This is a genomic window from Psychrobacter glacincola (assembly GCF_904846075.1).
Lineage (GTDB): Bacteria > Pseudomonadota > Gammaproteobacteria > Pseudomonadales > Moraxellaceae > Psychrobacter > Psychrobacter glacincola_C.
Window position 1 is genome coordinate 845,912 of sequence record NZ_CAJGZH010000002.1, and the last position, 16,114, is coordinate 862,025.

12 protein-coding genes are annotated in these 16,114 nt (G+C 43.5%); 5 read left to right on the top strand and 7 right to left on the bottom strand.

Annotation, left to right across the window (positions count from 1 at the left end; translation table 11 throughout):
* Nucleotides 1-51: 51 nt before the first annotated feature.
* On the top strand, nt 52-2,949 hold the full coding sequence (gene gcvP, locus JMW85_RS09680) for an aminomethyl-transferring glycine dehydrogenase (protein ID WP_201581613.1): 2,898 nt from the start codon (nt 52-54) through the stop codon (nt 2,947-2,949).
* Nucleotides 2,950-3,095: 146 nt separating this feature from the next.
* The gene (locus JMW85_RS09685) at nt 3,096-3,785 is read left to right on the top strand and encodes an esterase/lipase family protein (RefSeq protein WP_201581614.1); all 690 of its coding nucleotides are present in this window, start codon (nt 3,096-3,098) and stop codon (nt 3,783-3,785) included.
* A 39-nt stretch (nt 3,786-3,824) separates the two neighbouring features.
* On the opposite strand, the gene JMW85_RS09690 is transcribed toward JMW85_RS09685, so the two are convergent.
* The 4 genes from JMW85_RS09690 to JMW85_RS09705 form a co-directional block, all read right to left on the bottom strand.
* The gene (locus JMW85_RS09690; protein ID WP_201581615.1) at nt 3,825-5,159 is read right to left on the bottom strand and encodes a ribonuclease D; all 1,335 of its coding nucleotides are present in this window, start codon (nt 5,157-5,159) and stop codon (nt 3,825-3,827) included.
* 310 nt (nt 5,160-5,469) lie between these two features.
* On the bottom strand, nt 5,470-6,063 hold the full coding sequence (gene recR / locus JMW85_RS09695) for a recombination mediator RecR (RefSeq protein ID WP_045451374.1): 594 nt from the start codon (nt 6,061-6,063) through the stop codon (nt 5,470-5,472).
* Nucleotides 6,064-6,170: 107 nt separating this feature from the next.
* Nucleotides 6,171-6,500, bottom strand: coding sequence for a YbaB/EbfC family nucleoid-associated protein (locus JMW85_RS09700; protein WP_045445429.1), 330 nt, complete (start codon nt 6,498-6,500; stop codon nt 6,171-6,173).
* Nucleotides 6,501-6,751: 251 nt separating this feature from the next.
* Nucleotides 6,752-8,041, bottom strand: a complete 1,290-nt coding sequence (locus JMW85_RS09705) for an O-succinylhomoserine sulfhydrylase (RefSeq protein ID WP_201581823.1) — start codon at nt 8,039-8,041, stop codon at nt 6,752-6,754.
* 479 nt (nt 8,042-8,520) lie between these two features.
* Between JMW85_RS09705 and JMW85_RS09710 the strand changes: the two genes are divergently transcribed.
* The 3 genes from JMW85_RS09710 (at nt 8,521) to dusA (ending at nt 12,867) form a co-directional block, all read left to right on the top strand.
* Entirely contained in the window at nt 8,521-10,161 is a 1,641-nt protein-coding gene (locus JMW85_RS09710) for a phospholipase D family protein (protein ID WP_060491440.1), read from the top strand.
* Between the two features lie 304 nt (nt 10,162-10,465).
* A complete protein-coding gene (locus JMW85_RS09715; RefSeq protein WP_201581616.1) occupies nt 10,466-11,767 on the top strand; it encodes an MFS transporter in 1,302 nt (433 codons plus the stop codon).
* A gap of 128 nt (nt 11,768-11,895) precedes the next feature.
* Nucleotides 11,896-12,867 carry a tRNA dihydrouridine(20/20a) synthase DusA gene (gene dusA, locus JMW85_RS09720; RefSeq protein ID WP_201581617.1) on the top strand — a complete coding sequence of 324 codons (972 nt, stop codon included), beginning with the start codon at nt 11,896-11,898 and terminating at the stop codon, nt 12,865-12,867.
* A gap of 63 nt (nt 12,868-12,930) precedes the next feature.
* Here dusA and JMW85_RS09725 read toward each other — a convergent pair whose 3' ends face one another.
* The 3 genes from JMW85_RS09725 to sppA all read right to left on the bottom strand — a co-directional run bounded on the left by JMW85_RS09725 (nt 12,931) and on the right by sppA (nt 16,058).
* A complete protein-coding gene (locus tag JMW85_RS09725; RefSeq protein ID WP_227681777.1) occupies nt 12,931-13,719 on the bottom strand; it encodes a CPBP family intramembrane glutamic endopeptidase in 789 nt (262 codons plus the stop codon).
* A 257-nt stretch (nt 13,720-13,976) separates the two neighbouring features.
* Nucleotides 13,977-14,867 (bottom strand): alpha/beta hydrolase, encoded by an 891-nt coding sequence (locus JMW85_RS09730; RefSeq protein WP_201581618.1) that lies wholly within the window; start codon nt 14,865-14,867, stop codon nt 13,977-13,979.
* Nucleotides 14,868-15,002: 135 nt separating this feature from the next.
* The gene (gene sppA, locus JMW85_RS09735) at nt 15,003-16,058 is read right to left on the bottom strand and encodes a signal peptide peptidase SppA (protein WP_201581619.1); all 1,056 of its coding nucleotides are present in this window, start codon (nt 16,056-16,058) and stop codon (nt 15,003-15,005) included.
* Between the last annotated feature and the right edge of the window lie 56 nt (nt 16,059-16,114).

The following is a 16,114-nucleotide window of genomic DNA, read 5'->3' on the forward strand; positions in this document are numbered from 1 at the left end:
CCTTTTTTTATTTTAGCCATCCCTTTATTACTCCCTTAACCAAGGATTGTCATGACTATCTCTCAAAACCCAACGTTTGATACCTTTAAAGGTTTATTCAACGAAGCTGAATTTGTCTATCGTCATCTAGGCTCTAATGAGACCAAGCAAGCTGACCTACTTAGTGCTGTTGGCTATCAAGACATGGCGAGCTTCATCAATGATACCGTGCCTGAGCCAGTGCGCTTGCATAAAGAGCTAGATTTGCCAGTGGCGATGAGTGAACATGCCGCGCTTGCCAAATTGCGTACCATGGCAGATGACATCACTGTTAATAAGAGCTATATCGGACAAGGCTATTCGCCAGTACGTATGCCAGCGGTCATCCAACGTAATGTCCTTGAAAATCCAGGCTGGTACACAGCTTACACACCTTATCAGGCAGAGATTGCCCAAGGTCGCTTAGAAGCCTTGCTTAACTTCCAACAAGTATGTATTGATTTGACTGGTCTTGAGCTCGCTGGCGCGTCATTGCTTGATGAAGCAACCGCAGCCGCAGAAGCCATGGCAATGTCAAAGCGTGTCAGCAAAAGCAAATCGACGCAGTTTTTTGTTGATGACCGTATCTATCCACAAACCTTAGATGTTATTAATACCCGTGCCAAGTACTTTGGTTGGGAAGTGGTGGTTGGTGATTTTGAACTGGCTAAATCAGGCGATTATTTCGGTGCTCTCTTCCAGTACGTCGGTGTTGAAGGCGATGTTAAAGATTTAACCGACGTCATCGCTGCGGTGAAGAAAAACAAAACTTATGTGAGTGTCGTCAGTGACATCATGAGTTTGGTGCTATTGAAATCACCAGCAGATATGGGCGCAGACGTCGCTTTAGGTAGCACGCAGCGTTTTGGTATTCCAATGGGCTTTGGCGGTCCACATGCTGCTTACTTTGCCTTCTCTGATAAAGCCAAACGCTCAGCTCCTGGTCGTATCATCGGCGTCTCTAAAGATTCGCAAGGCAATACCGCCCTACGTATGGCACTACAAACTCGTGAGCAGCATATCCGCCGCGAAAAAGCCAACTCAAACATCTGTACCTCACAAGTATTGCTTGCCAACCTAGCCGGTATGTATGCCGTTTATCATGGTCCAGGTGGCGTGAAGCGTATCGCTACTCGTATCCATGCGTTTGCGACTGCCTTTGCTGATGTCATCAAAAATGCTAATGACAGCAATTTAAACGTGGTACATGATCAGTTCTTTGACAGCGTCGTCGTTGATTGTGGCTCAGAAAAATTGGCTACTCAAATTTTCGAAAACGCCGACAATGTAGGCTATAATTTATGGCGTCTTGGTGAAACCAAATTAAGCGTCGCGTTTAGTGAAACCAGCGATCAACAAGACTTTAGCGTATTAACTCAACTGTTTGTTAGTAAAGCACATGACCTACCAGAAGACGCTCGCGTTTCTCTTGATAGTACGCACTTGCGTACTGACGCTATCTTGACGCATCCAGTATTTAACTCGCATCATACCGAACATGAAATGCTGCGTTATTTAAAATCGCTTGAAGACAAAGATTTAGCAATGAACCGCAGCATGATTTCATTGGGTAGTTGTACCATGAAACTGAATGCCACCAGTGAGATGCTACCGATTACGTGGCCCGAATTTGCTAATGTGCATCCTTTTGCACCACGTGACCAAGTCACAGGCTACGTTGCCATGATTGATAGCTTGCAAGACCAGCTGAAAGCCATTACTGGTTTTGATGATGTGTCTATGCAGCCAAACTCTGGCGCTTCAGGTGAATATGCTGGTCTGCTAGCGATTCGCCGTTATCACGAATCATTGGGTGAAACTGACCGTGATGTTTGTTTAATCCCTCAGTCAGCGCACGGTACCAACCCTGCGACAGCTATGATGATGGGTATGAAAGTAATCGTGGTTAAAACTGATGACAATGGTAACGTTGATATCGATGATCTAACTGCTAAGTGTGAAGAAAACAGTGCCAATCTAGGTGCATTGATGATTACTTATCCATCGACGCATGGCGTGTTTGAAGAAGGCATCCGTAAAATCTGTGACCTTATCCATAAACATGGCGGTCAAGTTTATATGGATGGTGCCAATATGAATGCACAGGTTGGCATGATGCAGCCTGCCGACGTTGGCGCTGATGTACTACACATGAACTTGCATAAAACCTTCTGCATCCCGCATGGCGGCGGCGGTCCAGGCATGGGCCCTATCGGCATGAAGTCGCATTTAGCACCCTTTATGGCCAATCATACATTGAGCCCTGTGCATAATGCGCAAAAAGACTGCTCGGCCGTATCGGCAGCCCCTTATGGTTCAGCAAGTATTTTACCAATTTCATGGATGTACATTGCCATGATGGGTCGTGATGGTCTGCTAAAAGCCACTGAGCTTGCGCTATTAAATGCTAACTATGTCGCTGCTCAATTAAAAGACCACTACCCTGTCCTTTATACGGGCAAAAACGGCCGTGTGGCTCACGAATGTATCATCGATATTCGTCCGCTAAAAGAAGAGACTGGCATCAGTGAAAGCGATATCGCCAAGCGCTTGATGGATTATGGTTTCCACTCACCAACGATGAGCTTCCCAGTTGCGGGTACCTTGATGATTGAACCAACTGAGTCTGAATCTAAAGAAGAATTAGATCGTTTCATCAGTGCCCTAAAATCTATCAAAGCCGAAGCAATGAAAGCCAAAGCTGGCGAAGAGGGTTGGACGTTAGAAGACAACCCACTGGTCAACGCACCGCATACCGCTGCGATGGTCACCAACAGCGAATGGACGCACCCATACAGCCGTGACACAGCAGCATTCCCACTGCCTTATATCCGCGCCCATAAGTTCTGGCCAAGCGTAGCACGTGTCGATGACGCTTATGGTGATAAGAACCTCATGTGTTCTTGCCCAAGTATCGAAAACTACATGTAGTTTTCAAATAAGTATGTACAGTTAATATAAAAATAAACCTCCAAGTCAGCAGCTGATTTGGAGGTTTTTATTTTGCGGCTAATATTTAGCGCTATAATAAAATGACTATCAATCTATTCACATTATTTACTTGGTTAGAATTAACTATGCAGAAAAACAATCTTGTCATTCTCATCCATGGTCTGCACCAAACCGCTTGGATCATGCGACCACTGGCCAAACGCTTGCAAGCAAAAGGATTTGATACTCATCAATTCGGTTATCGTAGTATGCGTGACGGTATCAAAACCAATAGTGCCCGCCTAAATAGCTGGCTAGAAAACCATCATCACCCTGACCAACCGATAGATTTGGTCGGTCATAGTTTGGGCGGTCTGATTATTCGTGATTTTGTCACTGCATATCCGCAGTGGCAAATCGGACGCTGCGTAACGCTTGGAACACCGCATGTAGGCAGTGTATGTGCTGACTACATTTGGCGCTTGACCCCAGCTGTGGTGGGGCGCTCCTACATCGATGCGCTAGATGGAACGGTCGCACCCTTACCGGAGCATATTACCTTAGGTGTGATTGCGGGTAATCGCCCCTACGGTTTGGGTCAGCTGTTTTTACAGTATCATAATCGAAAATTGCGTCGAGCAGATAATATGCCATCAGTAGAACATCTGCTACATGATGGCACCGTATATGTAGCAGAAACCAAAATAGAAGCAGCCACGGATCATATCGTATTACCAGTGTCGCATACTGGGATGCTGGTCGATAAAACCGTGGCCGCGCAAACCAAGTACTTTTTACAACATGGACAATTCGAGCATAACAAGCTTACGTCTTGAGAAAAGCATCATCTTTTATCAATGATAGAATCTTATGGCTTATCGAACATTGATCCCCATACCCTGCTGCAACTCAGTTTTATGTTTTTTGATGACTGGAATCAGGGTGTTCATGACCCAGTCATTCCGCCAACCTTTTAAGCCCTCTGGCAATTCACTTAATTCCTTATCAAAGGCAATGACTTCATATAACTGCCCTAGCCATTTTTTACGCATCAATACACTAGCAGGAACGCCGATAGTACGTGCATGCTCATCAATCGCTTGCTGCACTGCTTTTGACAGTACTTTATTTTTTGAGCGATACGGCGGTAATAGGCAATCAGGAAATTCAGCAGGGTGCAGGTTTTTTGCTTGATTTATCACTTTTAGCAGCTCTTCGCCGTATAAGCGTAACATACTGCGATGCATCGTGGTTTTGTGCGCAAGCTCTCGCATATTACTTGGTCTTTCAGTGATGATCTCACGTACTGCTTGTTTTTTAATCACAAACGTACGTGGCTGATTGGTCGAACGCGCCAGCTCCTCGCGCCACGTCGCAACCGCCTGCAGTATCGCCATCTGCTGTGAAGTATAACGATAATCTGCCATTGTTAGGTACATTGCGTTGTCTTCAACATGCTGAGCATCATACAAATCACTGGCATAAAGCTGGCAATCTGCCCATACATAATCGTACAAACCTTGCTTTTTTAACGCATATTCAAGACTTAAATAGAGTGCTGGCAAAAAGCGTACGTCATCAATCGCATACTGCTCTTGCTCGTCTGATAATGGACGTTGCAGCCAGTCCGACTGGCTTTGTTCTTTATCAATGTGCATGTCTAGCTGGTCGTCAAGCGCTTGCTGATAGCCCATTTGCAATTGACCGGTTAAGTAAGACAACGCAATTTGCGTATCAAATATATTGGTCAATGGCGGACAACCAGAGAGTAGATAAAAAATCCCTAAATCCTCACCACAGGCATGCCAAATCGCCACATCAACTTTGGCCAGTGCCTGCCACAATTCGGTCAGTTGCAACTGAGGGGCATCTAATAAATAAATATGATTGCCAGTATTCAGCTGAATCAATGCTAAGCGCGGATAGTAAGTATCACGTTTGATAAACTCAGTATCTAACGCCACCCGACCACAAGTTGCCAATGCATCGATAACTTCAGCCAAACCATTTTGCTCACGCACCCACGTGACAGCAGCTTCGTCGGCACTATCTAGCAGCGCATCAATATCTGGCTCTGACGGCAGATCTGCTGACTCTATTGTAGAATTAATTGATGATTCTAATAAATCATCAGAAGCAGCAATGGTAATGTTGTCTGCAAGGTTTGATTGGATGGCAGCAGTTGAAGCTGTTGGAGCATGGTTGGACACGGGCAGATACCTGCATAAATAGGAGAAAATAAAACGCTAAAGGGCGTCTTAATAAAAGTAAATAATAAAATACTAGGGCGTGTCCTCATTTTAAAAATGGTGATAAAAATGAGATAAATTGCAGTTAAACAAGGAAAATAGCGCAGATAATATCGAGATATTAGTCAGCTATTTGACGCCGTTTAGCAAGATTTAGCCATTTTTAACCCATTTAGATAACTATCGATTGAATTGAGGACACGCCCTAGTGAATCAATTATAACAATTTCATAAAATAAAATGGAAAAGACTTGGTCCTTATAAAAAGATGCTATAAAAATGAACGATTTTGCATCGCTTGTCCAAGGGTCATGCTATCAAGATATTCAAGCTCGCCGCCCATTGGCACACCTTGTGCCAAACGTGTGACCTTATTAACATGACGACTAACCGCTGCACTGATAAAGTGCGCGGTGGTCTGCCCTTCGACAGTCGTACCAGTCGCCAATATCAACTCTTCAACAGGCTCTTGCTTGACCCGCCAGACCAGTTGTTCAATATTCAGATCATCAGCGCTAATGCCATCAATCGGTGATAAATGACCACCTAACACAAAGTAGCGGCCACGGTAGCCTGCGGTTTGTTCGATAGCCATCACGTCTGCTGCGGTCTCAACCACACATAGCAAGGCATCATCACGGCGCGGATCTTGGCACAGCGGACAGATTTGATCATCACTGAAGCTGTGGCAGCGTTGGCATTCGACGATATCGCGCATCGCCTCATCAAGCGCTTGGGCAAGTGCCATGCCTTGTGGACGTTTTTTGGTGAGCAAATGCAGCGCCATACGTTGGGCACTTTTTTGACCCACACCCGGCAAAATACGCAGCTGTTTAACCAGCTGATCAAATTTGGCTGTCAGCAAAGCATCTTCCTTTATTTAACTTAATTTATAAATCGTAGCTATAAAAATGGGGTCGTATCGTGTCGATAACAACCCCATTTTTGCCTTCAGTATGAAGTATTTAATGCTTAGAACATACCTTGCATACCAGGTGGTAGACCCATACCTGAGGTCGCGCCAGCCATGGTTTCTTCGTATAGCGCATCTGCTTGACGAACAGCGTCATTGATAGCAGCAGCGATAAGATCTTCGATCATATCTGGCTCATCTTCAAGCAAGCTTGGATCGATGGTTAAACGCTTAACCACATGGCGACCCGTCATGGTAACTTTTACCAGACCACTGCCCGCTTCAGCTTGTACTTCTTTATTCGCAAGCTCTTTTTTAGCGTTTTCAACGTTTGCTTCGACTTTCTTTTGCATCGTTTGTGCTTGTTGCATTAATGCTTGAATATTCATAGTTGCCTCTTTTGTTTTTTAATCATAAATGATTGATATTTTACTAGGGCGTGTCCTCAATTCAATTGATCATATCTAAACGGGCTAAAAATGGCTAAATTTTGCCAAACATCGTTAAATAGCTGGTTAATATCCCGATATTATCTGCGCTATTTTCCTCGTTTGACGGCAATTTATCTCATTTTTATCACCATTTTTGAAATAAGGACACGCCCTAATATAAAGTGCTAACCGCGATTATACCGTTATCTTTACAAACTGTCTAAACCACGCGCCAAATCTTTGATGATATCTTCTACATCTTCTAAGCCTACTGACAAACGAATAAGACCATCTTTGACGCCCGCTTCTGCGCGCTCTTTTGCACTCAAGCGAAAATGGGTCGTTGTTGCAGGATGGGTAATGGTGGTTTTAGCATCACCTAAATTATTAGTAATAGAAACCATTTGAGTGGAATCAATAACATGCCAAGCGGCAGATTTCGAATCACGACTATTTGAATCAGTGCTGTCAGAAGCCTTTACTTCAAAACCCATGATAGCACCATAGCCATCTGTCATATGATGTTGACGCGTCGCAAGCTCATGAGCGGGATGATCACTCAAACCTGAGAAATGTACGGCACTAACATTGGGATGATTAACCAAAAACTCTGCCACTTGATTGGCATTTTGACAATGCGCTTGCATACGCAGTTTCAGCGTCTCTAACCCTTTGGTAAATACCCATGCGTTAAATGGACTCATACTGATACCGCCCGAGCGTACCACGGTAAACGCCTCTTGCATGAGCTTATCACTGCCGACCAATGCGCCGCCGAGTACTCGACCCTGACCGTCTAGATACTTAGTTGCAGAATGAATCACCACATCGGCACCCAAATCAAGCGGACGCTGCAAAGCTGGGGTAGCAAAGCAATTATCCACAACGAGTAGGATATCATTAGCTTTACACAGCTGGCTTAAAAAGCCGATATCACAAATCTGTGCCAATGGATTGCTAGGGCTTTCGCAATAAATGACTTTGGTATTTGGTTGAACGGCGTTTGCCCACGCCTCATTATCGAAGCAATCAACGTAGCTGACTTCCACACCGAACTTTGCCATATAATTATTAAATAGACCAATCGATGAGCCAAATAATTGATTGGCAGCAAGCAAATGATCGCCCGCTTTCAGATATGCCAAGCACATAGTCAAAATCGCCCCCATGCCAGAGGCTGTCGCCACTGCGCGCTCACCGTTTTCAAGCGCTGCCAAACGACGCTCAAAGGTACGCACACTCGGATTGGTATGGCGTGAGTACACGTTGCCCGTCTTGTCTCCATTAAAATGTGCCGCGGCATCTGCCGCTGAGGTATAAACGTATGAGCTGGTGGTAAAAATAGCCTCTGAGTGCTCACCCTCATCGGTACGATGTTGCCCTGCCCGTACAGCAATGGTTTGCATACCATAATCGAGAGCTAAATTGAGCGCGTCACTGCGCCAGTTTGGATCTAATTTATCTACATTTTTATCATCATGGGCTTGCGACTGACTCATAAATATTCCGTTGCTTTGATTGGTATTTTCATTGATATAAAATGACTGCTTATTCTTCTGATTATCGACCGAATGCATCAGCGTTATCATATCATGTCAACTTATTCCACACAGCTGGTTTCAAGCGATGGCTAAATATTATTTTTGAATACACATCTATCTCTTTCTCAACAACAGATGAAAGAGAGACGATAAGTAAATAATGACTGAATAAGTCGCTGAATCTAACAAAAATAACGTATTTATAATAGGCATAGATGACGACAGCTGATAAGCTTAGCGGCGATTTAATTTTTGCCTTGGGCGATATTGTTATACGCTTCGTAATCAGTGCTATCATCGGTAAAATAAACGATGCACTAGCGCATGTCCTTCATTCAATTGATAGTCTTTTTAATGGGCTAAAAATAAGGACGTGCTCTCTCGCTTACTTTTTAACAAATACTTCTTTATGTAAGGCACACTAAGGTAATTCATTTATGTCGATGTTCAGTATAGAACCAAGCAACTTATCGTTGAGTCTAACACTCGGACTAACCTTAGGTCTTAGTGGATGTCAGGTTTTGCCAAAACAGCCACACTTACCTGAGAGCCAAGCATTATCAGCACGAGTACATGATTTATATCAACAAGAAGACAATCAAGAAACTGGACAAAGTGACACAGTAGCAACCAATGACGTTGATCTGGTAGCATCGATTAGTGAACAGAATGATATTCACCCAGATTTATCCGGCTATCACCCCATTGTAACTGGTGCCAATGCTTTTGCTTCTCGTAGTATCTTAACGGACATGTCCACACGTAATATCGATGCGCAGTATTATATTTGGCATAATGACCAAGCTGGTCAGCTACTATTGAAAGATCTGTGGGAAGCGGCTGAACGCGGCATCATTGTACGCTTATTATTAGATGATTTTAATAATGATGCCACCTTCGATCAGCATTTATTACGTTTTTCCAGTCACCCAAATATTGCAGTACGAATCATCAATCCGCTGATGCACCGTAAGTTTCAAACATTAAACTACGTCACAGGTCTGCCACGTATCAATCGCCGCATGCACAATAAAAGCATGACTTTTGATAAGCAGATTACCATCATTGGGGGACGTAATATTGGCAATGAATATTTAAGCAATGACCAAAATAGTCAATTTGCGGATTTGGATGTTTTACTCATCGGTAAAGTCGTCGCAGATATTGACAACAGTTTTTCAAGCTATTGGTCGTCGCCTTTGTCATTTGACATCGAAACGCTAGTGAAGCCTGACAACAATACAGCGCCTGATTTCCTAGCGGCACTGGACAAGCTCGGTCAGGATGAAAAAGGTAGCGACAATCATTTGACGGTGTATAAAGAAGCGCTAGAAGAGTCAACGATAGACAGTGATTTGGTCAATAAACGCGTGCCTTTTCGCTGGACAGACATGCAGTTTTTGAGTGATGATGTGGGCAAGCTGACCAAAACGGTACCAGCGGATACCAATTTGGTGCATCAATTGCGTACCTTATTAGGCAGCCCAACCAAAAAGCTAACCATCATCTCCTCTTACTTTGTACCCACCAAAGATGGTGTCAATACTTTAGTGCAATTGGCTGAAGCTGGTATCGAGATTAAGATTTTGACCAACTCATTTGATGCGACCGACGTGACTGCTGTGCATTCTGGCTATAGTCAATGGCGACCTAACTTGCTGCGCGCTGGTGTCAAAATATACGAGCTAAAATCCACCGCCTCTGAGGAAAAACGCGAAAACAAGCTTTGGAAAGCTCGTAGTCAATCCTCAACCAGTTTACATGCAAAAACGTTTGCCGTTGATGACTATCAAGTATTCATTGGCTCCTATAATGTCGACCCTCGCTCTGCCAATATCAATACAGAGATGGGTGTGATCATCAATGATGATGAGCTGGCCAAACAATTGCATGGTGCGCTGAGCGATGACCTGCTAAACCAAGCTTATGAAGTCAAACTATCAGATAATGGTAAGCTACAGTGGCATACTATGGAAGACGATAAAAAAGTGGTTTACGATTCAGAGCCACGCGTCGATATCAGCGATCATGTCTGGCTGACTATCATGTCATGGCTACCTATTGATTGGTTGCTATAGCTGCCATCATCAAAAACACTCTAAAACTTGGTCATATTTACATAATAACAGCGCTATTGAGTGATTCTTTGACCCAATTTTTTTAGTTTGAGCACTTTTTAATTTGGGTGCTTTTCATTTAAGCACTATTCATTCAAGTGCTTTTAACTCCGAGGCTTGTTGCTCAATAACTTTTAGCTCAAACGTCTTTATTTTTTCGGCAAATCATTATTTTTCATATTGATTTGTCGTTTTTTATTATAGCCGGTTATCCAGATAATAATCGGCTTAACGAATACTATTATATGTGGATGCGCGACCTATTATGCCTTCTCGTTCTCAATATGCAATGATGTCCTCTAAAGACAGAAACACCGTACTGTTTATCTGCTTTAGCAGCGCAGTCGCGTTTTTTGATTTTTTGATTTATTTATATCTAGCAGATATCATGGCGACCGCTTTTTTCCCTGCTAATATCGACCCAGCTATTACAAAGGTGCAAGGGCTTGGTCTATTTGCAATTGGCTATTTGGCACGCCCACTTGGCGGTATCATCTTTGGTCGTTATGGTGATATCAAAGGCCGAAAACCCATACTATTGATCAGTATATTAGTGACGGCGGTCAGCTTGTTGGCGATGGCATGCTTACCGACCTATGGGCAATGGGGGCTGATTGCACCAACCTTATTTATAGTCTTGAGGCTGATACAAGGCATGGCATTTGGTCTTTATGTGCCACTCGCTTGGGTTTTTGTGGCAGAGCATGTACCGCGCCAATATTCGTCAGTATCTTGTAGCTATGTCACCGCCAGTTTTTATGTAGGCGTGCTGTTTTCTAATGCCTTTTTTCTTTGGTTAACCAATTCTATGACGACTGAGCAATTGGCTAATTACGGCTGGCGCCTGCCATTTTTCATCGCGGCTATTCTGAGTTTATTACCATTACTGGCGTGGCGATGGATAGATGAGTCACCCTTTTTTCTGGAAATGAAAAACTCAAAACCAAGCGATTATATTGCCAAACCCTTCAATTTACTCTTTAAGCATTGCAAGCATTCGCTATTTATCGGCATGGTTCTCACGCTTATTGTTTCTAGCATCACGACCGTTGTTGTGCTATTGCTACCCGATTTGATTGAATTACGTTTTACCTTAGACAGCGATTTATTTGGATTCTCACACAGTCTGGGTATTGTGTTCATGGTTTTTGGTTGTATTTTTTATGGGATAATATCCAACCACCAAAACTTCGGTAAGATTCTGACGGTTGGCTCTATTCTTTTAATCGCTCAGATGTTTGCCTTTTTTTACCATCTGCAAGCCAGCGGTGACTACATCCTCATTATGTATGCGCTTTTAGGCTTTTGTGCTGGCATCGTTGGGATGATACCTGCCATCCTTGTACAGTTATTTCCGACCAATGTACGACTAACAGGAATGGCTTTTTGTTATAATATCGCCTACGGTATTGTTGGAGTGCTTGTGCCTTTTGGACTGGGTTATGCCACTTTGTATGTGAGTTTCTCACCAGCGCTCTACATTGCATTTATCGGTTTTATCGGCATAATAATGGGTATTTATTTTTATAATTTGCCTGAATTTAAAAAAATCGACCACATTATTTAGCTAGTAGCTGCCTATTATCTGCTTAACGATTGAAATTAAAAATTAAGGTGCGATCGTATGTCTCATACATTGCACCTTGTTCATTTATTTGAGACACCAATATTATAAAATATTAAGGCTTAACCACTATGGTTGATATGACCAACAAACGTCTTTCCGTTGCACCCATGATCGACTGGACAACGACGGATTATCGTTATTTTGCTCGGCTTTTTAATCCGCATGTTTATTTATACACCGAGATGATCAGTACGGGCGCGCTGATACATGGCAATCGAGCACGGCATCTGCGCTTTGATACGCTTGAGCATCCGCTGGTACTACAGCTGGGCGGCGCAGATATTAGCGAGATGACGCAATGTGCTGAATTTGCGCAGCAGCATGGTTATAGTGAGGTCAATATCAATGTTGGTTGTCCCTCTGATCGCGTACAGCATAATAAGATTGGTGCTTGCCTCATGGCAGAGCCGCACACGGTTGCCGATTTGGTTAAGCACATGCAAGCGGCGGTCGATATCCCAGTAACCGTCAAGCATCGTATTGGTATTGATGATTTTGACAGTTATGAGTTTATGGTAGATTTTGTAGAAAAAGTGGCAGCAGCGGGTTGTACACGCTTTATTGTCCATGCACGTACTGCATGGCTACAAGGGCTTAGCCCCAAGCAAAATCGCGAGATACCACCGCTACGTTATGAGGATGTCTATCGTCTCAAACAAGATTTTCCACAGCTTGATATCGAGATTAATGGCGGCATCGATACCGTTAAAGACATCGAAACACATTTGCAGCATGTGGATGGCGTGATGATTGGTCGCGCGTTTTATCACAACCCTTACCTATTAGCAGAAACCAATAGCCTATGGAACGAACCAGCACCTAAGCGCTCAGATATTCTAGCGCAGCTGTATCCGTATATGGAGGCGCAGATTGCTAAAGGTGAAGCACTGCCAACGATGACAAGACATTATTTAGGATTGTTTCAAGGACTGACGGGTGCGCGCAAATGGCGACAGGCGTTAAGTGGTAAACCTCAGCTAACAATCGACGATATCAAACGGGCAGCGGATGAGGTATTACTACTAAATCCTGATGCTTAAGAAAATTCATCATTATGACAGCTATAAAAGTGTAATAATAACGCCGAAATAGCCATTATTTATTTAGGCGGTTTGCGCAATATATTGCCACATCGCCGCCCCATTATTCACGATATGTAATAATATCGGCAGCAACAGCGAGTCTGACTTGATACGCGCGTAGCAAAATATCAATGCCAGTACCACAATGGTACTGATTTCATAAATACCATACTGCACATGGATCACCGCAAATATCAAGCTGGTCACGACGCTTGCTACGATTTCCCCTCGATGCCTTGAATAAGTTGACAAGGTAAATTGCTCTGCGATCGCTGACCATAATAGACCACGAAATATCAGCTCTTCGTAGATTGGCGCGACAATGACCATTGCAAATATCAACAGCCATACTGAGCTGACAGACTGATATAAAGGGTCGACGAAGAGCAGTGGCGATTTATCAAGCAAATAAGTCAATGCCTGACTGCCAATCATAAATATCAATAGCAGCCCAAGCAATCCCATACCCACCGCAAATGAGAACGGCTTTAGCGCTAAATACTGCCGACTATCGCCGCCTCTTACACGGATCACCAAAAGGCTAATAGCAATTAATAGCACGCAGCCTATGATAATAGAGAGGCTGACCACGGTGCCATCGTTACTACCAAAAAAGAAGATATCAGCCATGGTTGAATTTTTAGAAGCCGGTAAGACTAGCTTGCCAGCGATATACACGCCTAGCAGCTGACTGATAAAAAATGCCATCAGCATACCAACAGTCAGTAGAAAGACACCCAACCTTGAAAATAGCGGCGTGCGCTTAGGCGGCGTATTAAGATTGTGCGAACCAGTAGCATTTTTTAGCATAAAGTCATTACTCAAACGGATATTTTGTTAGTTCGCATCTAGGGCGTGTCCTCAATTCAATCGATTATCCTCTAAATGAGTTAAAAATGGCTAAATTTTGCCAAACATCGTTAAATAGCTTATCAATATCTCGATATCTCGATATTATTTGCGCTACTTTCCTTGTTTGACGGCAATTTATCTCATTTTTATGACCATTTTTAAAATGAGGACACGCCCTAGCATAAGCAATAATGAGCATAAATAGTCATCAGCGATTATGTTGGTAATTGCTGCTCAATCAATGATAATACTTGCTGAGATACCGACTCTGGATACTCAAGTGGGAACATATGACCACCGACATGGGTCTCATAAGGAATATCCAAACGCGACTTTATTTGTTGCGGAAATCGGCGTTTTAAAAAGATACTGTCTTGACCGATAATCAAAGTAACAGGCGGCTTTGGTCCATGATTTGGTGCCAGCCAATACCAAGATGGATTGGTGCGAAAGACAGCAACCTCACTGGCTTTCGGAATCGCCAATGTCACTTTGCCATCCGCACGTTCGTGTAGCCCATGTTCGATATAGCCTTGAAAACTACGTTCATCAAAGTTTTTGAAAAAGCCTTTGTGCCGCATCTTATCATACGCATCTGCGCGGCTATCCCAGACATCACGGCGATGCTTAGACACGCCAGCTGGTGACAATTTATCCATCAGGCGGTTATTCATCATCGGCAATCTATCCGCCGTCTTTGCCAAATGCCATAGCAAGCTCACTTTGCCATAAATCCAAGGTGGATCCATGAGTACCGCTTGGGCAAAGTACTGCGGCGCACGATACAATGCCTGCAAGGTACACATCGCACCCAGCGAATGGCCCACTGCCACTACTTGCGACACACCATGCTTCTCACAGGTATTTTTGACACTATCAATAATCTGCTGTGTAAGACTACGCCAATGATCATCGACTGGATAATCAGGCGTTGCACCCAGCATAGCAATATATTCAATGGTAAAAAATTCTGCTAACTTCTCAAAAAATGGCTGATAAACCGCACTTGGCATCCCATTAGCATGAGCAAAATGCAGGACAGGTTTGTTGGTTATTGTAGAGACAGGTAAAGCAGTAAAAGTTGGCAAATTAATTTCATCACTCATGACAAGCTCTCTTCGATTTAAGTCGCTATTTAGGATATTTTTTATAATCATTGAATCTCATATACAATTAAGGCTGAGCATAATCATACGCTCAGCCTCAACAATCATACACAGTAAATCTCAAACATAAAACGCTTAACGCATCTGCGCATTACCTTCTTCTTGCGGTAAAACGTCAAGGCTGACACTAGAGCCAATGCCCGCACCCAATTTAACAGCAAAGCGGTCCATGAATAATTGGAACGGATCTGTTGGGCTATAATTGATGACATTATCCAGCTCTAACTGCTTTTCTAAGCTAGCGATGCTGCCTTTCTTATCGGCTAAGCCAAGCTCAATCGACTGCTCGCCTGTCCAGAATAATCCTGAGAACAGCTTATTTTGTTCAGGATTTTTGAGACGATCACCGCGCCCTTCGTTCACTGCATTAATGAAATGCTTGTGGGTGTTGTCCAATACTTTTTCGACATGTTTTTCTTCATAGTCCGTTAACGGACGTGACAAACTTAAGATGTCTTTGTATTCACCAGCAGTAATCGTACGATCTTCTACGCCGACTTTATCCATCAAACCTTTGATGTTATAGCTTGGCATAATCACGCCGATAGAGCCAACCAAACTTGATGGGTTCACATAAATCTCATCCGCCGCAGAAGCAATATAATACGCGCCAGAAGCACCCATATCACCAATCACCGCATAGAGTTTTTTGTCTGGATATTCTTTACGCAAATCCATCATAGTCTGCCAAATTTCATCAGACTGTACTGGTGAGCCACCAGGTGAATTGATATCCAATGCTACCGCCTTTGAATTGCTATTTTCAAAAGCACGGGTCAATGCCTCATTGACACCATAAGCGTTGGCCACATCGCCACTACTAATGACACCTTGTAGCTCAACCACAGCTAAATGCGGCTTGCTCGTGTCAACACCATCTAAACCCGTTGGCGCGCTGCTGCTGCAACTACGACCAAGCGTCAGAAATATCAGTAAAATATAACCAAAGGTCAATAGTTTAAAAAAGATACTCCAGCGACGGGCGCGGCGTTGCTCGACCACACTAGCCAATAAAGTGTTTTCAAGCAATCGCCATTCTTGTCCACTCGGCTGGCTTGGCGGCGACATCGGTACTGGCTGATTTGCCGAATTGTCAGGACGTTTGTTAGGGTCTGGTGGCCAGTTGGGCATATAACTTCCTAAGTCAGAAACAGTCTAAAGCAATAAAAAGAGAAGATAGAAATACA

Coding starts and splice junctions, on each gene's coding strand:
- JMW85_RS09705 (WP_201581823.1), bottom strand. CDS start 8,041: ATGAGTCAGTCGCAAGCCCATGATGATAAAAATGTAGATAAATTAGAT.
- JMW85_RS09730 (WP_201581618.1), bottom strand. CDS start 14,867: ATGAGTGATGAAATTAATTTGCCAACTTTTACTGCTTTACCTGTCTCT.
- sppA (WP_201581619.1), bottom strand. CDS start 16,058: ATGCCCAACTGGCCACCAGACCCTAACAAACGTCCTGACAATTCGGCA.
- JMW85_RS09700 (WP_045445429.1), bottom strand. CDS start 6,500: ATGAATATTCAAGCATTAATGCAACAAGCACAAACGATGCAAAAGAAA.
- gcvP (WP_201581613.1), top strand. CDS start 52: ATGACTATCTCTCAAAACCCAACGTTTGATACCTTTAAAGGTTTATTC.
- dusA (WP_201581617.1), top strand. CDS start 11,896: ATGGTTGATATGACCAACAAACGTCTTTCCGTTGCACCCATGATCGAC.
- JMW85_RS09685 (WP_201581614.1), top strand. CDS start 3,096: ATGCAGAAAAACAATCTTGTCATTCTCATCCATGGTCTGCACCAAACC.
- JMW85_RS09715 (WP_201581616.1), top strand. CDS start 10,466: ATGCCTTCTCGTTCTCAATATGCAATGATGTCCTCTAAAGACAGAAAC.
- JMW85_RS09725 (WP_227681777.1), bottom strand. CDS start 13,719: ATGCTAAAAAATGCTACTGGTTCGCACAATCTTAATACGCCGCCTAAG.
- JMW85_RS09710 (WP_060491440.1), top strand. CDS start 8,521: ATGTCGATGTTCAGTATAGAACCAAGCAACTTATCGTTGAGTCTAACA.